We start from the raw sequence: 18,327 nt of genomic DNA, 5'->3' as shown, positions 1-18,327 counted from the left end.
CACGCTTCGCAAGAGCGGAACGGCCGGCGCGCAACAGAAGGAAACGGGCGAGATGGCCACGGAACGGAATTCAGAGAACCGCCGCCGAAAAGGCCTCATCGCCCGCATGCGCGGCGCGCCCCGCTATGTGAGCATTCCCGTGGGCGTCGGCCTGATCCTCGGCGGAACCATTCTTGCGCCGCTTCCCGTCTTCGGGGTGTGGATGTTCCCTTTGGGCCTTGCGATCCTCGCCCCGCACTCCCCGGGCGCTCACAGGCTGTCGCGGCGTTTCCATTGGTGGTCGCTAAAGTTCCTGCGCTGGTCGATCCGCAACGGTTTCGTCCGCGTCAAGAGAAAGGCCCCCAACGGCGATCAGGAAGAGCAGTCGCCGTCCGCCGATCCTTGAGAGACGCCCTTTAGCGCGCGAGCGTCCATCAGCCGCTCTTCGTACTGGATCGACCAGTCGATCAGCGCGCGCCACAGGGTCATCGCGACCTCGACCGACAGTCCCTCGCGGCGCGCGGCGCCAAGCACATGCGCCAACACTTCATCGACGCGCTCGGGGACATTGGCGGGGATACCCAGCGCCGGTTTGATCCTTGCGGCCCGCTCGATCTGTCGCTGCCGCTTTGCGAGCAGCGCCACAAGCTCTTCGTCCAGCTCGTCGATCAAGCGACGCACGTCGGACATTTCGTCCTGCAGCGCTTGCTGCGGGCGCGCCGCAATGTCCTTTTCAGCGCTCGGCGTCGTCATCATCAGCCCTCGCGCCACCATGGCTGCGGAAGTTCGATCTTAGGCGCCGCCTGTTCGATCGCCGCAGCGAGAGAGAACAGCGTCTCTTCGTCGAATGCTTTGCCGATGAGCTGCAACCCGAGCGGCAAGCCGTTCGCCGCGAGACCGCCCGGAACGGCGACGCCGGGAAGACCGGCCATGTTCACCGTAACGGTGAACACGTCGTTGAGATACATTTCGACAGGATCGGCCGAACCCTTCTCTCCCTGCGCGAAGGCGGTCGACGGCGTCGCCGGCGTCAGGACGGCGTCGACGCCGGACGCGAAGGCTTCGTCAAAGTCGCGCTTGATCAGGCTGCGGACTTTCTGCGCACGGACGTAATAAGCGTCGTAATAGCCGGCGGAGAGCACATAAGTGCCGATCATAATGCGCCGCCGCACTTCCGGACCAAAGCCCGCCGCGCGCGTCTTCTCGTACATTTCGCTGACGTCGCGGCCCTGCTCACGACACCCGTACCGCACGCCATCGTAGCGCGCGAGATTGGACGAGGCTTCGGCCGGCGCGATAATGTAATATGTCGGCAAGGCGTAGCGCGTATGCGGCAGGGAGATTTCGACGATCTCGGCGCCCGCGTCCTTCAGCCAAGCGGCGCCTTTATCCCACAAAGCGGCGATCTCCGCCGACATTCCGTCGAGGCGATATTCCTTCGGCACGCCGATGCGGCGTCCCTTCACGGAGGCGCCGACAGCGGCTTCGTAGTCCGGCACAGGCGCGTCGACGCTGGTCGTGTCTTTCGGATCGTGGCCCGCCATCGACCTGAGCATGATCGCTGCGTCGCGCACGGTGCGCGTTATCGGACCCGCCTGATCCAGCGACGACGCGAAGGCGACGATGCCCCAGCGCGAGCAGCGGCCATAGGTCGGCTTGACGCCGACAGTGCCCGTGAAGGCGGCGGGCTGACGGATCGAGCCGCCTGTATCTGTCGCCGTGGCGCCAAGGCAAAGACGCGCGGCCACCGCCGACGACGAGCCCCCCGAAGAACCGCCCGGCACGATCTTGGCGTCGGGATCCGCGGCGCGGCGCCACGGCGAAACAACGGGTCCGAAGGCGCTCGTTTCGTTCGACGACCCCATCGCGAATTCGTCGAGATTGAGCTTGCCGAGCGTGGCCGCGCCATCGCGCAGCAGATTTGCTGAGACCGTCGATTCATATGTCGGCGTGAACTCGTCGAGAATTCGACTCCCCGCCGTCGTGCGCACGCCTTTGGAGCAATAGAGATCCTTTATGCCGAGCGGCAAACCCTCAAGCGGGCGCGCGTCGCCGCGGGCGATGCGGGCGTCGCTCTCCTGCGCCTGCGCCAGCGCGAGTTCCGGCGTCTCCGTGATGAAGCAGTTGAGCGCGCGCGATTTGCTGATTGCGTCGATGTGCGCCTGCGCCAGTTCAACAGCGGAGAGCTGTTTGGATTTGAGAGCGTCGCGCGCCTCGGCCAATGAAAGATGCGTGGGGTCGGACATTTGTCCCTTTATATCTGAGGCCGCCGCATGCGCGGCGCCGGCGCGACAAGCGCTATTCGATCACTTTGGGCACGACGAAATAATGATCCTCGCGCAAAGGCGCGTTGGCGAGAATCTCATCGGCGATGCCGCCGTCGGTCACGACGTCGGCCCGCTTCTTCATTTGCATCGGCAAAGCGGAGGTCAACGGCTCGACGCCGTCGACATCGACCTCGCTCAGCGTCTCCACGAAAGCCAGGATGGCGTTGAGTTCGCCGCGCAAGCGCTCGACCTCGCTGTCTTCGATGGCGATGCGCGAGAGATGGGCGATCCGGCGGACGGTCGCGGAATCAACGGACATCTAGGGCTCCGCAAGAAAGGTCTCAACGGGCGCTATAGCGCCTGGCCTTTCGCGGCGCAATGTTGCGAAGCCGATCGCAGAGGGAAAAAGCGGACGCGCGGAGCCAGTGAGTTTGCGGAACGACGGCGGCGTGTTAGCGGAATCGCGGTGACCATGCACGCGACGACCCTTGAAGAACTGGCGGCGCTTCTGCCGCCGAAGGGCCGGCTGATGGGATTGGATCTCGGGACCAAAACCATCGGATTGGCGCTTTCGGACGTCGAGCGGCGGCTCGCGTCGCCGCTCGATACGATCGGGCGCGTGAAGTTTTCTCAGGACGCCGCCGCCTTGCTCAAACGCGCGGCCGATTTCGATATTTGCGCGCTGGTCGTCGGGCTGCCGCTCAATATGGACGGCACGGAAGGGCCGCGCGCGCAGGCGACGCGCGCCTTCATGCGCAATCTTTCAAAGCTCGCCTCCCCGCCCTTCGCCTTCTGGGACGAGCGCCTGTCAACCGCGGCTGTAACGCGCGAATTGATTGCGCAGAACGCCTCGCGCGCCAAACGCGCCGAAGTCGTCGACCGAATGGCGGCCGCCTATATCCTGCAGGGCGCGCTCGACCGTTTGAAACGTCTGTAGCGGCTTCAATCGCAACATTACAACCTTTGATAGAATTTTGTTCTTGACACGGGATAGGCGTGATGGAAGAAAAATATAAGAAAGTCTGATGCTTATCCTATTCATAACCTGCCTCGTGGTCCGTGGAGACTGACAGCGATGCCCCGGCCGGATGCTTCTCAAAAAGATTGCAGCAAGACCCCTGGAACGACCGCGGAGAGCGCCAAAGCCAATGAGGAAGCGGCGTCCATCGCGTCATATATCGCTGATATATCAGATGAAATGGCGAAACTCGCCAGTCGCTGCGACATGCCCATGCTCTGCTATTTCTTGAACCTCGCCCGCGCCGAGGCGGACATGCGGGCGCGCGAGCTTGGCGGCTATCCAATCGACCGCTCGGCCTGACTTACAACTTATAGTTGAGTGTGAGGGAAACGCTGTTGGCGCCATGACGCTGCAAGCGCCCCTCGATGTCGAGTTCGACGAGGACTCCCTGCACCTCGCGCGCCGTCAATCCGGCGACGCGGATGAGATCGTCGATCGCGATAGGCGCAGGCCCGAGCAGCGACAGGATGACCTCATGCGCGTCGCGCTGCGGCGACTCGTCGCCTCGCGGGCGCGCGTCACGATCGGCGACGCAATCTGCTGGCGGGCTTGGCGGCGAGAATTGTTTGGGCGCGGCTCTTTCCTCAAACGCCGAACCGTCGAGGCCGGCGAAAAGATCCAGTTCGTCGATCAGAGCGTCTTGTCCTTCAAGAGAGTCGTCGTCAAAGAGATTCTTGCGCGGCGGGGTCCCCGCGTTCTCGGCGAGCACCGAAATCACGTCCTCGGGGCGCGCACACAACGTCGCGCCTTGACGGATGAGATCGTTGACGCCTTCGGCGCGCGGATCCAGCGGCGAACCCGGAACGGCGAAGACCTCTCGCCCCTGCTCATTGGCGAAACGCGCCGTGATCAGCGAGCCGGATCGCCGCGCCGCCTCGACGACGATGGTCGCGCGGCTCAACCCGGAAATGATGCGATTTCGGCGCGGAAAATCGCGGCCGCGCGGCTCCCATTCGATGGGCATTTCAGAGACGATCAGTCCCCTCTCGGCGATCTCTTCGACAAGCCGCGCATGTTCGGCCGGATACGGTCGCGCATGGCCGCCGGCGAGCACGGCGACCGTGCCTGTTTCGAGCGTGGCGCGATGCGCGACGGCGTCGATGCCGCGCGCGAGGCCAGAGACAATGACGTAATTCTCGAGCGCGAGGCTGCGCGCGAGCCGTTCGGCGAAGGCGAGACCTGCGGCTGAAGCGTTGCGCGAGCCGACAATCGCCACGCCGTCGCGCTGCGCGGTCCAGGAAACGCCGCGCATTGCGATCAGCGGCGGCGCATCGGCGATTTCCCGAAGCAGCGGCGGATAGTCCGGATCGCCCGTGGTGGCGAAGCGAACGCCGAGCCCGCGCGCCGCCTCGATCTCGCGCAGCGCTTCCTCACGGGTGGCGATGCGGATGGTCCGCCCGTGCAGGGACCGCGCCGCGAGGGACGGCAGCGCGTCCAACGCCGCGCCGGCGCCGCCGAAGCGATTGATGAGCTGTCTGAACGTGCGCGGCCCGACATTTTCGCTGCGGATGAGCCTCAGCCAGTCGACGAGCTGCGCTTCGCTCAACCGACCTGGCGACGCCTCGGTCACGCCTTCTGTCCTATGCGCGTTTCGGTGCCGGCGCGCAGACGCGCGATATTCTCTCGATGCCTGTAAAAGACGATTGCGGCCATCACCCCGACGGTAAAGGCTTCGCCGCCCTGGCCGAGCATGAGCAGGACCACGGGCGCCGTCGCGCTCGCGGTCAGCGCGCCAAGCGACGAGTAACGCCACAGCGCCGCCGCCGACAGCCAGACGGCGCAGAAAACCAACGCCGTCGGCCAGTTGAGCCCAAACAGCACGCCAAGGAACGTCGCAACGCCCTTTCCGCCCTTAAACTGCAGCCAGACCGGCGCAATATGACCGATGAACGCCGCAAGGCCGGCGATCATGCCCCCTTCGGGCGAAAGCGAGGCGCCGATGAGCGCCGCCGCCGCGCCTTTCAGCCCGTCCAGCAGCAGCGTCGCCGCCGCGAGATCCTTTCGACCGGTGCGCAACACATTGGTTGCGCCGATATTGCCGGAGCCGATCGCGCGCAGGTCCGTCGTGCCCGCGAGGCGCGTGAGCAGCAGACCGAAGGGAATGGAGCCCAGCAAATAGCCGATCGCAAGGGCGACGATGTCGTAAATGATGGAGTTCATCCGTGAAAACGCGATACTTCTCGACAGCGAAAGGCCGCAGGATGCTAAAGGAGGCGCTATCGCGCCGCAATAAGCGTTTTCAGTCGCGACGCCCGCCTATATTTCAGGACGGCCGTCGAGGCCTTGTGGGCGCCTTTTTTAATTGAAATCGCTCTCTGGAAGCTCGCGCGACACATCCGCGCGTCGCGTTTTCGAACGCGAGGCGGTAAGAAGGCCAAAATCAGGAATCGAATGACTGAGCAACGCAGGCCGCGCCCACGGGCTTTTCGCCTCGAAGGCGACCAGACGGTCACCGCCAAGGCGACGCCGCAGATCGACGATGCCGGGAGGCCGTCTATCGAGCTCGTCGAAGCGGAATTTGACGCTTTCGCGCTTGAGGCCGCCCAGCTCGCGGACGGCCTGACCGGGGATGAAGCCGCCGTCGAAGCGGCGCAGGCCGACGGCATGCTGCGCCGCTATGTTTTCTCATGGGGCGGCGTCTTTTTGTCGGCGGTCAGCGGGCTTATGTCCCTGGCCTTCACGCTCTGGATATGGGGGTTTGTCGAAGACCTGTTCCAGCGCTCCGCCCTTCTCGGCATGGTGGGACTGAGCCTTGCGGGTCTCGCCGCCGTCGCCGCCCTCATCTCCGTCACGCGCGAGTTTCGCGCCATCGGCCGGCAGAATCGTATCGCCAAGCTGCATGCCGCGCTGGCCGAGGCGCATGCGAGCGATGACGGCAAGGCTGCGCGCGAGCGCGTCGGCGAACTTTGCAAGCTCTATGACGATCGTCCGGACACCGGCCGGGCGCGCGCGCTGCTCAACGACTATTTGAAGCGGATTATCGACGGACGCGATCTGATCACGCTCGCCGAGCGTAATCTCGTCGCGCCCCTGGACGAAGAAGCGCGGCGCGAGATCGCCGGCGCCGCCAAACGCGTCTCCGTCGTCACCGCGATCAGCCCGCGCGCGCTCCTCGACGTGCTTTTCGTCGTCGGCCAGGCGATCGTGCTGATGCGAAAAATCGCGGAGATTTACGGCGGCAAGCCGGGGCTGCTCGGTTTCTTCAAGCTGGCCCGCTCGGTCGGCGCGCATCTCGCCATCACCGGCGGCGTGGCGGTCGGCGACTCTATCCTTCAGCAAGCGCTCGGCCACGGCATCGCCGCACGCATTTCGGCAAAGCTCGGCGAAGGCGTATTGAATGGGCTTCTCACCGCGCGAGTCGGCCTTTCCGCCATGGCCGTCTGCCGACCGACGCCCTTCATCGCCGAGAAGCAGCCGGGCGTCAGGGACGTCGCGCCATTCCTCTTCGGCGACAAGACCAAGAGCTGATCCGCATTGAAAGCAGCAAGCCTGAAAATCACCACCTGGAACATCAATTCCGTGCGGCTGCGCCTGCCGTTGATCGCCGACTTTCTCAAGAGCCGGGCGCCGGACGTGCTCTGCCTGCAGGAGACAAAATGTCGGGACGCCGAATTCCCGATGAAGGATCTCCATTCGCTGGGCTATGAGCATATCGCGATCAACGGCCAGAAGGGCTACCACGGCGTCGCCGTCATTTCGAAGCGGCCTTTACGTTTCGTCGAGAAGCGCGATTTCTGCGAAAAGGGCGACGCGCGTCATATCTGCGTGGAAATTGACGCTCGGAGCGGCCCGATATCGCTGCATAATTTCTATGTGCCGGCCGGCGGCGACGAGCCCGACGTCGACATCAATCCGAAGTTTCAGCACAAGCTCGATTTTCTCGATGAAATGCGCGAGTGGATTGTCACCGAAGGGGTCGCGCGCGGCCGCGTGGTGCTGGTCGGAGATCTAAATGTCGCGCCGCTCGAACATGACGTCTGGAGCCACAAGGCGTTATTGAAAGTCGTGAGCCATACCCCAGTCGAGGTGGAGAAGCTGACCGCGGTGCTACAGGCGGGCGCATGGATCGACGCCATGCGCCATTTCGTCCCCGCGGAAGAAAAGCTTTATACGTGGTGGAGCTATCGCGCCGCCGATTGGGCGGCGTCGAACCGGGGGCGCCGGCTCGATCATATTTTGGTGAGCGAGGCGCTTGGCGGCGGGCTAAAACGTCTAGACGTGCTGCGCGACGCGCGCAGCTGGACCCGCCCGTCTGACCACGTGCCGGTGACGATCGAACTGTCGGACTGAACGCACACGAGGATCGGGAGGCGAGACGGCGGCATGATCGCGCGCGATCTTATGAACAGCGACTTTCCTTATGTAACGGCGGACGCGGATCTCGATTACGTCGCGAAACTTCTCGCTGAATGCGGGCTGGGCGCCGTGCCGGTCGTCGATGACGAGCTGGCGCCGATCGGAATCGTGACGCGCAGCAATCTCGAACAGGCGCGACTGCACCCCCTGCCTGACCTCGGCGCCATTCCGGCATTTCTGCTGCGCAACAGGCCCAAGCACGTATTCCATGCGAATGGTCGCGCGTTGCGCGAAGTGATGACCTCTCCGGCGATATCGATTTCCGACATCGCCAAAGTTCCCGACATCGCGCGAATTATGGAGAGCCATAGCCTCAAACGCATTCCCGTCGTTGACGGCCACAAGATCATCGGCCTCGTGCTGCGCAAAGAAGTCATGGAGGCGATGGCGGGAGGTTTTGCCGCCATGGCTTTGGAGGCGCATCGGCGTCGTCCGCTGATTTCCCTTCCGCAGCAAACCGGCGATCGCTGCGCCATCGCGACGGCGCAGGAATTCCGTGAACTCGTCGCGGCGCATGAGCGCCAGCTCGACCTCGAGCGCGTAGAGCGTCGACGGGCGGCGATCGAACTGCGCGAACAACGCATTCGTGATCTCGCGAGTCAGCGGCTGACCGACCCGCAGTGGCGCGAGATGCTGGAGCAGGCGCGACGCAGCGCGGCGACCGGCCTTACCGAACATGTGCTCATCCGATTTCCGTCGCAGCTTTGCATCGACGGCGGGCGCGCGATCAATGCGCCAGACCCCAATTGGCCGACGACTCTGCGCGGCGAGCCCGCCGACGTTTTTCATCGCTGGCGTAATGAACTGCACCCCCGCGGCTTTCGTCTCGCCGCGCAAATCGTCGATTTCCCAGAGGGTCTGCCAGGCGACGCCGCGCTCTTCCTGATGTGGAGCGCGGCGCGTAATTGAGCGGACGTCACCCGCCGCCGACGCCCGTGTCGGCGCGTAAAGCCGCAAGCGAAGGATAGCGCCGCGCCGCGCCATCGGTCTGCACTTCGACCGATCCGTCGGAAAACATCACATAGACGGATCCGCTGGCGATATAACGGTCGACTTCAACCGGCGGCTTCGGCGGCGGCGTGGCGGCGACAGGCCGCTGCTGCTGTTGCGGCGCCTGCGCGTCTTCAACCAGATCAGCCGCCGCGCGCGCCGGCGTCGCCGGAACTTTATCGGCGATGCGGCCCAAAACGCCGATTGCGCGCCCAAGCGCTATCGTCACCACGCCGCCAGAGACCGCCGTGGCGCCGCCGATGAACAGGCTCCAACCGCGCTCAAGCTGAATGTAATCCCAGCCGGCCCACATGCCATAGGCGCCGGAGAGCGCAAGCGCGAGCCCGAGAAAAATGACGCCCAGGCCGTATCGTCTCATCGCCATCCTTCAGTGATTGTCCGGGCCGGAACCTATCACAAGCCGCGCCGACCGCCATAGGAACGCAAGTCCCCGGGGAAGACGCGCGAATACTTGCACGCGCGCGCCGCGCCGCGCCGCAGCGAAAATTCGAATACAAGATATATGCATGTTACTGCATATAACATCAATATGTAGTGGTTGAATTTATCTGCCATGCCGGCATTGGGGTATATTTTACCGTGTATTTTCAATTAGATAATAGTATTTGTAAGATGCGGCATGGTGTCACATCGTAATTTGATCAATCAATACAAACGTCATCCTCACAGCGTCGACGCGCGCGTGCGGCGGAAGAGCGCGCCGGAAACCGGCCGACGTCGGCAATCGTGGGGAGAACCGTAGATGACAAGTTTAACTGGCGTGCGCGGGCTGCTGGCCGGCGCAGTGATTGCGGCCGCGGCTTTTTTCGTCGCGCCATCAGCCGCTTTCGCGCATGGCGGCGTGATGCTCGAGCAAGACGAGTGCGTGCTGCGGATCGGTCCGAACACCATGCACTTCATCGGCTATCAGCGCTCAGGAGAAGAAGCGGAGTTTTGCGAGGACATCGCCAAAACCGGGCCGACCGTCATTGCGCTCACCGCGGTTTCGCCTGATCTGCGCGACATGGCGATCGGCATCCGCATTGTTAAGGATGTCGGCGAAGAGAAAGAAAAGGCCAACCTCAATGCGATCACCGTCGCCTATATCGAGCCGAAGGTCTATCGCAACGGCACCATGACGTTCGAACACGACTTCAAGGATGCTGGTCGTTATGTCGGAATCGTCACGGTGCGCGACGATCTTGGCAATGAATGGGTCTCGCGCTTTCCCTTCTCAGTGGGGCTCTATACCTTCTGGGGACTGATCGAATATATCCTCTACGCCGTCGGCTTCTTCTCGCTTGTCGGCCTGATGTGGTGGACGCTGCGCGCAGGCGCAAAGAAGAAGGCGCAAGCGGGCGACGCAATCGCCTAAGCAAACGGCCCGAAGATTGCAGCATGGCTCGGTCGCCGACGAGCCATGCTTTTTTCTCGCAACAAAGCGAACATAGCTGCGCCGTTCGGGATCTCGCGATATTGCCGCAAGCGGCGCGCGGGTTTAGTTAAGCGCGTGCAGCTGAGGCTGACAGGCTACGCTCGTCTAACGTATTCAGGAGAGAATTATGTCCTTCACCCTGGAAGATCTGCCTTATCCCTACGACGCTCTGCAGCCTTATCTTTCCCGCGAGTCCTTCGAATATCACCACGACAAGCATCACGCGACCTATGTCGCCAATGCAAATAATCTGGTGAAAGGCACCGAATACGAAGGCAAGCCGATCGAGGAAGTGATCGTCACCGCCTACAATCGCAACACGCCGATCTTCAATAACGTCGCCCAGCATTTCAACCATCACCACTATTGGAAGTGGATGAAGCCGAATGGCGGCGGCGCCATTCCCGGCAAGGTCGAGAAGGCGATCATCGAGTCCTTCGGCTCGGTCGATAAGTTCCGCGAAGAATTCCAAAAGGAAGGCCTCGGCCAATTCGGCTCCGGCTGGGTGTGGCTCGAAGCGAAGGATGGAAAGCTCGCCGTTCGCAAAACGCCGAACGCGGAAAATCCACTCGTCCATGGCGCCGCGCCGATCCTCGTCGCCGACGTCTGGGAGCACTCCTATTACATCGATTATCGCAATCGCCGCGCCGACTATCTGAAGGCGTTTCTCGACCATCTCGTCAATTGGGAACATGTCGAGGAAATGTTCGACGCGGCGTAGCGTCAATCCGATCCCCGCGGCGCGCCTCATTTGCGCGCCGCGCATTTTTTTGAGCTGTGAACAAGCGCCGAGGCGGCAAGCAGCAGAAGCGCCGCAAAGGCGAGCCCGGCCGCCACAGCATGCGAATCTTCCCATTGACGTCGCGCCGCCTCGAACGCCGCCGGCATCTTGGTCCAGTTCTGCGTCGCGACATTCATAGGATAGGTCCACGTCCAGAAGATCGCCTGCGTTCCCATGAGCATCACGAAGGACGCGAACGACAGCACCGCAGCGATCCGGTTACGGCGAACGGCGATCGCATGCGCCAGCGTCGTCAGCAGTGCGAGAACGACGGCGATTCCGAAATAGGCCCAGCCGGCGTAGATGTGTTGAACAATCATGTATTCGGCCGGCGAAAGCGCCATTTTATTGGCGCGTTCGAAAAAATGCGCGCCGGTCGGAATCACGCATAGCGCGACGCTCGTGATCGCAGCGATCTGCAGGCCAAAAAGCATCGGCTACTTCCTTCGCGGCGGCTCTACTCCGCTCGGCGCGGTCAATCAGCGGCGATTTTCGGCTGCGACTCGACGACTCGCTTTAGGTCCGCGAGGCCGCGGTCGAATTGCGCCCCAAGCGTCTTGTCGATGTTCAAAAACTTATACATCGCCTTTCCCATGAATTCATGGTGGCCGGACATCGCCCAGGTGACTTCCGTGCCGTCCTCGCCCAAAGGCTTGAGATTGAATTGCACGTCGTTCTTGGCTTTGAACGGCTTCTTGAATTCGAGCTTAATGCCGACGCGCTCGCCCTGGCGGCTCTCGACGATCTCCATCTGACCGACGCCGACCTGCTTATTGCCGGACCAGGAATAGGTCGCGCCATAGCCCTGCGGCGTCCCTCCATATTCTTCCTTCATATCGGGGTCGAGCTTGGCCCAGGGCGACCAGTCGGCCCAATTGTGAAAGTCGTTGATGTGGCGAAAAACCACTTCCGGCGGCGCGTCGATCACGATCGAGCGGGCGATGCGGAATTTATCGGGCAGGAAGGAGATGTAGGCGATCAGCGCGCTGACGAGAGCGAGGAGAAGGAGAGCGAAAATCGTCATGGTGCAGGTCTCCGCAAGAGCGTGAGTCCGTCGAGCGAACGGCCCACGGACTTGCAATTTAGTTCCGCGCTCTCCGGGCCGAGAGAGACTCCGCTCTCCTGGCGAAGCCACTCGCCCACGGCCCGCCGCCTGACGCGCTGGGCGTCAGTTTAGAGCGGCGGGCGCAATGCGCAATGCATTGTGGGGTTAGATGAGGCTTCCGCAGAAAGCCTGGATCTTTCGGCAGGCGTCTTCGAGCAACGCGTTCGAGGCGGCGTAGGACACGCGGAAATTAGGACCGACGCCGAACGCCGAGCCTTGCACCACGGCGACGCCCTGCGTTCCCAGGAGTTCGGTCACGAAGTCCTCGTCGGTTTCGATGACCTTCCCCTCGGGGGTCTTACGCCCGATGGCGTCGGCGCAGGAGGGAAACACGTAGAAAGCGCCCTCCGGCGTCGGGCATCTCAAATATTTGGCCTGGTTGAGCATGGAGACCACGAGGTCGCGCCGCTCCTCAAAGGCCTTGCGGAAGACCGCGAGATGGTCCTGCGGCCCTTCAAGGGCTTCGACCGCCGCCCATTGCGCGATCGAACAGGCGCCCGACGTCTGCTGGCCCTGGAGCAGGTCCATGGCCTTGATCAGGGCGCTGGGCCCCGCCGCGTAGCCGATGCGCCAGCCGGTCATGGCGTAGGCCTTGGAGACGCCGTTCATGGTGAGCGTGCGCTCCATGAGCGCCGGCTCGACCTGGGCCGGCGTGACGAATTTGAAGTCGCCGTAGACGAGGTGCTCGTAGATGTCGTCAGTGAGCACATGCACCTGCGGATGGCGCAGCAGAACGTCCGTCACCTTCTTCATTTCATCGAATGCGTAGGCCGCGCCCGAAGGGTTCGACGGAGAGTTGAGCACGAGCCATTTGGTCTTGGGCGTGATGGCGCGCTCGAGCGCCTCAGGCTGGAGCTTGAAGCCATCCTCCATCCGCGTTTCGACGAAGACGGTCGTTCCGCCGCAGATCGCCACCATCTCCGGGTAGCTCACCCAGTACGGCGCCGGAACGATCACTTCGTCGCCGGGATTGAGCGTCGCAAGAAAAGCGTTGAACAGGATGTGCTTGCCGCCGGTGGCGACGATCGTGTCCGACGCCTTGTAGTCCAAGCCGTTTTCGCGCTTGAATTTTTTTGCGACGGCCTCGCGCAGCGGCGGAATTCCGAGCACCGGCGGATAACGCGTTTCGCCGCGATCGATCGCCGCTTTGGCGGCGGCGCAGATGTGCTCGGGCGTGTCGAAATCGGGTTCGCCGACGGAGAGGCTGATCACCTCCCGACCCTGTGCGCGCAAGTCGCGGGCTTTCTGCGTCACCGCGATCGTTGCCGAGGGCTTCACGCGCGACAGGGCGTTGGCGAGGAAGGTCATTGGAGTCGAGTTCCTGCGGAGGGGAATAGTGCGCCGCACCATAATTTGCGCGGCGTAGCGTCGCAATGAGATTCACGAGGCTCGCAGGGCCACACGGCTCTATTGTTGATGAAGACTTTCAACCGCCTCGCGCGGGGCGCGCGTGCGATCGTCGCTCTGCCGCGCCACGCGCCGGCGTGATTGCTCGCCATGCTGCGTATCGGTGTTTTCTGAGTAAAAACAACCGTCTTTTATCAAAAGGCCCGAATCGGCGACTGAGCTTTGGCTCAACTTGATCAAATCAATATTGCCAAGTGTTAACTCCGTTTCACGCACTTCTTAAAAATTTATAAAATTTCCGAAGAATGATGCAACTTTTTCAGCCCATCCTCGTTTCTGTCTTGAGAACGCGGCGACGCGAGTCAATCGCGCGCGGGCCTTGGGGAGAGGTCAAGCGTTACACAAGGGCGAATGCGAGAGGATTAGGGAAAATGTCGCTCGTTGACAAATTTGAAGATCAGATGGAGCCCGCCTTCACGCGCAGCTTCGATAGGGATTCGGCGCGTCGCCAGTTTCGCGTTTCGCTCCTGCTGGTCGCCGCCATGGCGATGGCCGCATTCGTTCTCGGCTTCGCCCTGCCGATCGGCTCGCCCGCGCAAAAGGCCACGCCTGTTGCGACCGACGGCGGCGTTTTCGCCGGGCGACTGGTGACGATCGACCGCTAATCTCCGCAAATTTCGCAAGCGACAAGCAAGGCGCGCGTCTGTCGACGCGCGCAATCTTTTTGGCGGGTTCCAAACCGGCTGCTTTTCAAGCGGCCGGTTTTTGATTGCGTTACGCTGACAAGACCCTCTCGTCCGCGATCACTTCTTTTCCATGTGATGGTGCTCGTGATGCGAGTCGCCGCCTTCCTTGGGCCCGGCGGAGTCCTGGCCATGCGCCTTTTGCCAGCGTTCCATCGCTTCGGCGTCATGTGCATGGGCCGCGTCCGGCGCATCGATCGCCGCGTCAATAACCACTTCGCCGGCCTTTTCGAAGACGAGCGTCATCTCCAGGCCCCAGCCCACCTCAAGATGCTTCTTGATGTCCAGAAGCGTCACATAGGCGCCGCCAGGCGCGAGCGTGACTTTCGACTTGGGCGGCAGGACGACAGGCGTGATGAGGTCGAGCTTCTTGGGGTCGCCGTGGATCTCGGCCTTCCCGAATTTTTCTGACTTGACGGCGATCAGCCTGTCGGGCGTCGCGCCATTATTGTGCAGCATTGCGTAGAACTGCGCCTTGTTGTCGCCGTCGACGGGGGCGCGAAGCCAAGGATGCTCCACTTTCAGATTGCCAACGTCGTACTCATGCGCCGCCGCGGAACCGCGCCCGGCGAAAAGCCCGAGCGCCGTCCCGGTGAGTAGAGTCCCTCCGGTCAGCAAAAATTCACGCCGCTTCAGCATCTCGCTTCTCCCTTTTGCGCCGGACTTCTCTCTCGCCGGTCTGATTGGCATCATGACGAAGGACGCGCCGCTCCGATACCCTCGCGCCTCGTTCGCGCTTGCGACAATATGGCGCGCTAATGCGAGTGCAGGCTGATCTCGATCAAGGGTTCACGCGCGAATTCGGCGACGAGGCCAGAAAGTTTCTGAGCGTTGCCGTCGTCGGGGGCAAATGTGCGGAAGCGCGCCCGAATGTAGCCCGAACGATCCACAAGGAAGTGCGCCTCCCCGATCTCCTCCGACGGCGTTTCATTGGGATAGCGGTTGATCACCGAATAGGCGGTCTCGACCGCCTTTGGATGAACCGCCTCTCGACCTTTCGCCTCCTGCGGGCAGGCCGCGTCGTAGATCGTCACCTGGTTTGCGCCAGCGGCTTTCGCGGCGTCATGCGCAATCTTCACGCTGTCGGCGCGCGCCTTTGAATCGCCGTCTGGCGACCCGCAGCGCGCGAACGAGATCAGCGTCGACACGCCGCGCAGCCTGTAGAGTGACGTTACGTCCTCCTCGGGATCGATCAGTGCAAAGTCCGGCGCAATCAGCCATTGAATCATGGGCTGAGGGCTCATGAAACGCGACCGGTTCGAATAGGATATCATCAGCAGGAAGTTGATCACGTCCCAGCGATCGTCGACGTCGAGCTGCTCGCGGAAACTCGGCATAACGCCGCTTTGTCCGCCGTGAGTCAGCCAGTGGAAGATGTCGCCGATCGTATGGGTGCCGACATGCGGGGCAGTCAGATCGGCCGGCTGCACGAGGAGTCCTTGCTCGTTCTTGAGATCCTTGGCGAGCGGTCCATTTCCCTCGCCCTGCGCGCCGTGGCAGCCGATGCAGTTCTCCTGAAAATGCGCGAGCCCGCGCGAAACCGATTCCGCAGTGTAGTCCTGCGTCGGATCGTCATACGTGTCGGTATAGGCCTCTGTCGCAAAGGACACGGAAAGCGAGATCAACGCTGCGGCGGAAATGGCTGGCGTTGCATAGAGGCGATACTGGCGCGTCCTTGGCGTCCACCAGATCAGCGCGGCGACGACCGCAAGAACGACGGCGGCGATGCCCCACCACCAGATCGGGCTGAACATCGCTGGATTCTGTCCCCACGTCGCGACGTAAGACAGGCGAAATGGCAACGGCCAATAGAGACTGGTTTCATGCGCGGCTGGCGTGATGACCGCAATGTAACCGGCGATCGACAGCAGCGCGAGCGCAAAGACCGACTCGCCCGCGCCGACCTTGGTATACCAGCCGGTATCGAATTCGCCTTCAGGCCGGCGCGTGATGTAGCGCGCGAGCGCCAACGCCGCGAGCAAGACGGCGCATAGAAAAACCAGCTTCAGCGTCAGCAGCCGACCATAGGGAGTCGCCAGCATATTCGGGATGCTTCCGACGTTCTCCCAGGCGATCGCAAATCCCGAGACGGCGACGATCGCCATAGCGACCTTTGCGATGAACGACCAGCGTTCGGCAAGCTGCGCCGCCAGTTCCGGCGGTTTGCCGCGCGCCGTGAACATCCACCAGACGAGCCCGAGCAATCCGCCAAGCCAAGTGAGGCCAGCGGCCGTGTGGAGAAGGAAACTCACCTGTGTCCATCGCGGCAGGCCGTCGTCGATGGCGTGGCCGGTCACCGAAACAACGGCGATAAGGACCACGCCGACCCACAGCGTCACCTGATCGAGCAAATCTGAAGCGACGAAGAGGCGCGCCGCCGCGAGAGCCGCGAAGAGGAAAGCGAGCAGTTGCGTCCCGATCCAGGCGTTTCCGACGCTCGTGTTGACGGTAAACTCCCACAGCGTGTCGAAATCAATCGGGCGATCGGCGGGAAAGATCGCACGCGCGGTGACATACAGCAGCGCGAAGCCGAAAACGGCGCGAACCAGCGCCAGCGCCGCGACGGCAGGTTTGAAGCGCCCGCCGTCCTCGCCGATGAGACGCGGCAGGAGCAGGAGCCCAACCGCGAGGGCCGAAGGCAAGCTCAGAAGGAAGCGGATCGCCGCAAGAGAGAGATACATTTTTGTTTCGCCCGATATTCTCTGGCGCTCATCTCTTCAGCTCGCATGAGAAGTGAGAAACGAGCCGCGTGTCGCGCAAGCGTAGCCGTGAGCCTGTCACTCGCCCGATGGCGCTTACTTCGCGTCCACGGTGAACTCATAGTTACCCTCGACGATGTGGCCGTCGGTGGAGAGCACGCGGTAGCGTACGATATATTTTCCGGGCGCGAGTTCCGGCGCATTGGCCGACAATTCGCGCGGCTTGTCGGGAACGGCGCTATTGCCTTCGGCGAGCACCTTACCGTCCGGCGCTTCTATGGTGATCTTCGAGTAAGGCGGTTCAACTCCGCCGCCGAACCGCAGCTTGATGGTCTTTGGCGGCGCCGCGACATGTTCCTTCGAAGAAGGCGTAGCGTCGACAAGGAAAGAATGCGCGAGCGCCGAGCTTGTCCCAAACGCGGCTACTATGACGATGGCGCAAGCCCCGGCGGCGGCGGAGAAGCCGAACCCGGCGTGACGGCGCACGCGCGCCGGCGAAGTTCTGTCAGCATTAATCATGGCGTCCCTCCCCAGAGGCCTGAGCCCCTTTTTGTTTTGAGATGTTTACGCATGTCGCCGCGATCAAGACACAGCGGTGGCGTCGGCATCCTTCTTCTTGCCGGAGGGATGCGTGTGCTTCCAATACACGAAAACGATGCCGGCGATGAGCACGGTCCCGGCGATCTGCGGCACCCAGGCCCACAAGGTTTCGCCAACCGTGAATTTGAAATCAGACGTCTCCTGCGTGCCGTCGGGGCGGGTCAGCGTGACGAGTCCGATATAATGGCCGTTGTCCTTGAAGTCGTGCTCAAGATTGAAGGTGCCCTTGGTGTATTTGGTCGCGGGACGATAAACTTCGGTCAGCGCCTCGAGATCGGTGCCCTTCGTGATCGGCGTCAGCGGATCGCGAATGATTCGCAGTTCCAGCGGCATGTCCCGAAACGTCGGATTTTCGATGTCGAACACCAGAATGGTTGGTCCGGAGGTCGGGATCTCGGCGCAATATTCGCTGCGCGATTTGCCGGGTTGATAGGCCGTAATGTGAATCATGTCGTAGCCGAACATGACCATGCACATATTGCCCATCGACATGGCTTCCGGGCCTGCGCCGCCTTCCGATGCGCGCAGCGGGGCCGTCAACGCCAGCGAGAAAAGCGCGCCGAAAACAGCAGCTGCAACGCTACGCCAATTCTTCATTTCCATCCCTCGATCCATATTGAGTCCGGGGCTGCCGCTCTTGTTGGCGAACCTTTCTGAGCCCTGGATCTTTTACAGCGGATTTTTGGTTCGCGCCTCGACTTTGTCACGCCATTGCATCGCCAGCGCCGCTGGACGCTCATTCTACTTTTGACAAATGCCAGAAATTGACGCGAGGAAAAACGACCGCGTCATTTGCGTCGAAAGGACGCACCGCTCATCGAGGCATTCGAAAGGGACACGGCTTCTTGCTCTAGCAAACGCAATACGCAGGATTTCGCGGGGCGCCTGCAGGACGCCGCTTGACGATCGGCGCAGCGCCGTCGCGCAGCAGACGCGTCAGAAGTTCGCGCAGAAGGCGCGTCGTCATCGGAAGCTGCGCTTGGTTTGCGCGACAGGCGGCGCGG

General features: G+C 62.2%; 22 protein-coding genes. 9 read left to right on the top strand and 13 right to left on the bottom strand.

Annotated features, from left to right (window positions below; translation table 11 throughout):
- Positions 1-52 precede the first annotated feature (52 nt).
- Positions 53-385: a hypothetical protein gene (locus ACR65T_RS03560; RefSeq protein ID WP_434495201.1), complete on the top strand. Its 333-nt coding sequence runs from the start codon at positions 53-55 to the stop codon at positions 383-385.
- On the opposite strand, the gene ACR65T_RS03555 is transcribed toward ACR65T_RS03560, so the two are convergent.
- The 3 genes from ACR65T_RS03555 to gatC are packed head-to-tail and all read right to left on the bottom strand — an operon-like array spanning position 352 to position 2,565.
- Positions 352-735 (bottom strand): chorismate mutase, encoded by a 384-nt coding sequence (locus ACR65T_RS03555; RefSeq protein ID WP_434495200.1) that lies wholly within the window; start codon positions 733-735, stop codon positions 352-354. The two genes, ACR65T_RS03560 and ACR65T_RS03555, sit on opposite strands and share 34 nt — an antisense overlap.
- A complete protein-coding gene (gene gatA / locus ACR65T_RS03550) occupies positions 735-2,225 on the bottom strand; it encodes an Asp-tRNA(Asn)/Glu-tRNA(Gln) amidotransferase subunit GatA (RefSeq protein ID WP_434495199.1) in 1,491 nt (496 codons plus the stop codon). The genes ACR65T_RS03555 and gatA overlap by 1 nt, the downstream gene beginning before the upstream one ends.
- A 52-nt stretch (positions 2,226-2,277) precedes the next feature.
- Complete coding sequence (gene gatC, locus ACR65T_RS03545) at positions 2,278-2,565, bottom strand: Asp-tRNA(Asn)/Glu-tRNA(Gln) amidotransferase subunit GatC (protein WP_014893028.1); 288 nt, start codon at positions 2,563-2,565, stop codon at positions 2,278-2,280.
- A gap of 153 nt (positions 2,566-2,718) precedes the next feature.
- On the opposite strand from gatC, the gene ruvX reads away from it, so the two are divergent.
- On the top strand, positions 2,719-3,183 hold the full coding sequence (gene ruvX, locus ACR65T_RS03540; RefSeq protein WP_434495198.1) for a Holliday junction resolvase RuvX: 465 nt from the start codon (positions 2,719-2,721) through the stop codon (positions 3,181-3,183).
- Between the two features lie 138 nt (positions 3,184-3,321).
- The gene (locus ACR65T_RS03535; protein WP_434495197.1) at positions 3,322-3,567 is read left to right on the top strand and encodes a hypothetical protein; all 246 of its coding nucleotides are present in this window, start codon (positions 3,322-3,324) and stop codon (positions 3,565-3,567) included.
- Position 3,568: 1 nt separating this feature from the next.
- On the opposite strand, the gene dprA is transcribed toward ACR65T_RS03535, so the two are convergent.
- Together dprA and plsY are read right to left on the bottom strand one after the other, a co-directional pair.
- A complete protein-coding gene (gene dprA / locus ACR65T_RS03530) occupies positions 3,569-4,837 on the bottom strand; it encodes a DNA-processing protein DprA (protein WP_434495196.1) in 1,269 nt (422 codons plus the stop codon).
- On the bottom strand, positions 4,834-5,427 hold the full coding sequence (gene plsY / locus ACR65T_RS03525) for a glycerol-3-phosphate 1-O-acyltransferase PlsY (RefSeq protein ID WP_434495195.1): 594 nt from the start codon (positions 5,425-5,427) through the stop codon (positions 4,834-4,836). Before plsY ends, dprA begins: the two co-directional genes overlap by 4 nt.
- A gap of 231 nt (positions 5,428-5,658) precedes the next feature.
- Here plsY and ACR65T_RS03520 point away from each other — a divergent pair, with 231 nt between their 5' ends.
- The 3 genes from ACR65T_RS03520 to ACR65T_RS03510 are packed head-to-tail and all read left to right on the top strand — an operon-like array spanning position 5,659 to position 8,532.
- Positions 5,659-6,735 carry a YcjF family protein gene (locus ACR65T_RS03520; protein ID WP_434495194.1) on the top strand — a complete coding sequence of 359 codons (1,077 nt, stop codon included), beginning with the start codon at positions 5,659-5,661 and terminating at the stop codon, positions 6,733-6,735.
- Positions 6,736-6,741: 6 nt separating this feature from the next.
- Positions 6,742-7,557, top strand: coding sequence for an exodeoxyribonuclease III (locus ACR65T_RS03515; protein WP_434495193.1), 816 nt, complete (start codon positions 6,742-6,744; stop codon positions 7,555-7,557).
- Between the two features lie 33 nt (positions 7,558-7,590).
- The gene (locus ACR65T_RS03510; protein WP_434495192.1) at positions 7,591-8,532 is read left to right on the top strand and encodes a CBS domain-containing protein; all 942 of its coding nucleotides are present in this window, start codon (positions 7,591-7,593) and stop codon (positions 8,530-8,532) included.
- 7 nt (positions 8,533-8,539) lie between these two features.
- Here the strand turns inward: ACR65T_RS03510 and ACR65T_RS03505 are convergent, their stop codons facing one another.
- Positions 8,540-8,992: a hypothetical protein gene (locus tag ACR65T_RS03505; RefSeq protein WP_434495191.1), complete on the bottom strand. Its 453-nt coding sequence runs from the start codon at positions 8,990-8,992 to the stop codon at positions 8,540-8,542.
- 384 nt (positions 8,993-9,376) lie between these two features.
- Here ACR65T_RS03505 and ACR65T_RS03500 point away from each other — a divergent pair, with 384 nt between their 5' ends.
- Together ACR65T_RS03500 and ACR65T_RS03495 are read left to right on the top strand one after the other, a co-directional pair.
- A complete protein-coding gene (locus tag ACR65T_RS03500; protein WP_434495190.1) occupies positions 9,377-9,988 on the top strand; it encodes a hypothetical protein in 612 nt (203 codons plus the stop codon).
- A 187-nt stretch (positions 9,989-10,175) separates the two neighbouring features.
- Positions 10,176-10,769, top strand: a complete 594-nt coding sequence (locus ACR65T_RS03495) for a superoxide dismutase (RefSeq protein WP_434495189.1) — start codon at positions 10,176-10,178, stop codon at positions 10,767-10,769.
- Positions 10,770-10,795: 26 nt separating this feature from the next.
- On the opposite strand, the gene ACR65T_RS03490 is transcribed toward ACR65T_RS03495, so the two are convergent.
- The 3 genes from ACR65T_RS03490 to ACR65T_RS03480 form a co-directional block, all read right to left on the bottom strand.
- Complete coding sequence (locus ACR65T_RS03490; protein WP_434495188.1) at positions 10,796-11,263, bottom strand: hypothetical protein; 468 nt, start codon at positions 11,261-11,263, stop codon at positions 10,796-10,798.
- 41 nt (positions 11,264-11,304) lie between these two features.
- Positions 11,305-11,853, bottom strand: a complete 549-nt coding sequence (locus tag ACR65T_RS03485; protein WP_434495187.1) for an SRPBCC family protein — start codon at positions 11,851-11,853, stop codon at positions 11,305-11,307.
- Between the two features lie 186 nt (positions 11,854-12,039).
- Entirely contained in the window at positions 12,040-13,242 is a 1,203-nt protein-coding gene (locus tag ACR65T_RS03480; RefSeq protein ID WP_434495186.1) for a pyridoxal phosphate-dependent aminotransferase, read from the bottom strand.
- A gap of 470 nt (positions 13,243-13,712) precedes the next feature.
- Between ACR65T_RS03480 and ACR65T_RS03475 the strand changes: the two genes are divergently transcribed.
- On the top strand, positions 13,713-13,946 hold the full coding sequence (locus ACR65T_RS03475; RefSeq protein WP_014893014.1) for a hypothetical protein: 234 nt from the start codon (positions 13,713-13,715) through the stop codon (positions 13,944-13,946).
- 138 nt (positions 13,947-14,084) lie between these two features.
- Here ACR65T_RS03475 and ACR65T_RS03470 read toward each other — a convergent pair whose 3' ends face one another.
- The 4 genes from ACR65T_RS03470 to ACR65T_RS03455 all read right to left on the bottom strand — a co-directional run bounded on the left by ACR65T_RS03470 (position 14,085) and on the right by ACR65T_RS03455 (position 17,920).
- Positions 14,085-14,663, bottom strand: coding sequence for a copper chaperone PCu(A)C (locus tag ACR65T_RS03470; RefSeq protein ID WP_434495185.1), 579 nt, complete (start codon positions 14,661-14,663; stop codon positions 14,085-14,087).
- 116 nt (positions 14,664-14,779) lie between these two features.
- On the bottom strand, positions 14,780-16,705 hold the full coding sequence (locus ACR65T_RS03465) for a CopD family protein (protein WP_434495184.1): 1,926 nt from the start codon (positions 16,703-16,705) through the stop codon (positions 14,780-14,782).
- Positions 16,706-16,819: 114 nt separating this feature from the next.
- Positions 16,820-17,242, bottom strand: a complete 423-nt coding sequence (locus ACR65T_RS03460) for a copper resistance CopC family protein (protein ID WP_434495183.1) — start codon at positions 17,240-17,242, stop codon at positions 16,820-16,822.
- A 63-nt stretch (positions 17,243-17,305) separates the two neighbouring features.
- Complete coding sequence (locus ACR65T_RS03455) at positions 17,306-17,920, bottom strand: hypothetical protein (RefSeq protein ID WP_434495182.1); 615 nt, start codon at positions 17,918-17,920, stop codon at positions 17,306-17,308.
- Positions 17,921-18,327 lie beyond the last annotated feature (407 nt).

The organism is Methylocystis sp., assembly GCF_051061285.1.
In the GTDB taxonomy this organism is placed as follows: Bacteria; Pseudomonadota; Alphaproteobacteria; order Rhizobiales; family Beijerinckiaceae; genus Methylocystis.
This window is presented reverse-complemented; position numbering and strand designations above follow the sequence as displayed.

What these genes read in the sequence shown, in the direction of transcription:
- ACR65T_RS03455 (WP_434495182.1), bottom strand. Translation starts at nt 17,920, where the DNA reads ATGAAGAATTGGCGTAGCGTTGCAGCTGCTGTTTTCGGCGCGCTTTTC.
- ACR65T_RS03500 (WP_434495190.1), top strand. Translation starts at nt 9,377, where the DNA reads ATGACAAGTTTAACTGGCGTGCGCGGGCTGCTGGCCGGCGCAGTGATT.
- ACR65T_RS03505 (WP_434495191.1), bottom strand. Translation starts at nt 8,992, where the DNA reads ATGAGACGATACGGCCTGGGCGTCATTTTTCTCGGGCTCGCGCTTGCG.
- ACR65T_RS03490 (WP_434495188.1), bottom strand. Translation starts at nt 11,263, where the DNA reads ATGCTTTTTGGCCTGCAGATCGCTGCGATCACGAGCGTCGCGCTATGC.
- plsY (WP_434495195.1), bottom strand. Translation starts at nt 5,427, where the DNA reads ATGAACTCCATCATTTACGACATCGTCGCCCTTGCGATCGGCTATTTG.
- ACR65T_RS03480 (WP_434495186.1), bottom strand. Translation starts at nt 13,242, where the DNA reads ATGACCTTCCTCGCCAACGCCCTGTCGCGCGTGAAGCCCTCGGCAACG.
- ACR65T_RS03495 (WP_434495189.1), top strand. Translation starts at nt 10,176, where the DNA reads ATGTCCTTCACCCTGGAAGATCTGCCTTATCCCTACGACGCTCTGCAG.
- ACR65T_RS03535 (WP_434495197.1), top strand. Translation starts at nt 3,322, where the DNA reads ATGCCCCGGCCGGATGCTTCTCAAAAAGATTGCAGCAAGACCCCTGGA.
- ACR65T_RS03475 (WP_014893014.1), top strand. Translation starts at nt 13,713, where the DNA reads ATGTCGCTCGTTGACAAATTTGAAGATCAGATGGAGCCCGCCTTCACG.
- ACR65T_RS03460 (WP_434495183.1), bottom strand. Translation starts at nt 17,242, where the DNA reads ATGATTAATGCTGACAGAACTTCGCCGGCGCGCGTGCGCCGTCACGCC.
- ACR65T_RS03470 (WP_434495185.1), bottom strand. Translation starts at nt 14,663, where the DNA reads ATGCTGAAGCGGCGTGAATTTTTGCTGACCGGAGGGACTCTACTCACC.
- ACR65T_RS03485 (WP_434495187.1), bottom strand. Translation starts at nt 11,853, where the DNA reads ATGACGATTTTCGCTCTCCTTCTCCTCGCTCTCGTCAGCGCGCTGATC.
- ACR65T_RS03510 (WP_434495192.1), top strand. Translation starts at nt 7,591, where the DNA reads ATGATCGCGCGCGATCTTATGAACAGCGACTTTCCTTATGTAACGGCG.
- ruvX (WP_434495198.1), top strand. Translation starts at nt 2,719, where the DNA reads ATGCACGCGACGACCCTTGAAGAACTGGCGGCGCTTCTGCCGCCGAAG.
- ACR65T_RS03560 (WP_434495201.1), top strand. Translation starts at nt 53, where the DNA reads ATGGCCACGGAACGGAATTCAGAGAACCGCCGCCGAAAAGGCCTCATC.
- ACR65T_RS03465 (WP_434495184.1), bottom strand. Translation starts at nt 16,705, where the DNA reads ATGTATCTCTCTCTTGCGGCGATCCGCTTCCTTCTGAGCTTGCCTTCG.
- ACR65T_RS03555 (WP_434495200.1), bottom strand. Translation starts at nt 735, where the DNA reads ATGATGACGACGCCGAGCGCTGAAAAGGACATTGCGGCGCGCCCGCAG.
- gatC (WP_014893028.1), bottom strand. Translation starts at nt 2,565, where the DNA reads ATGTCCGTTGATTCCGCGACCGTCCGCCGGATCGCCCATCTCTCGCGC.
- ACR65T_RS03520 (WP_434495194.1), top strand. Translation starts at nt 5,659, where the DNA reads ATGACTGAGCAACGCAGGCCGCGCCCACGGGCTTTTCGCCTCGAAGGC.
- gatA (WP_434495199.1), bottom strand. Translation starts at nt 2,225, where the DNA reads ATGTCCGACCCCACGCATCTTTCATTGGCCGAGGCGCGCGACGCTCTC.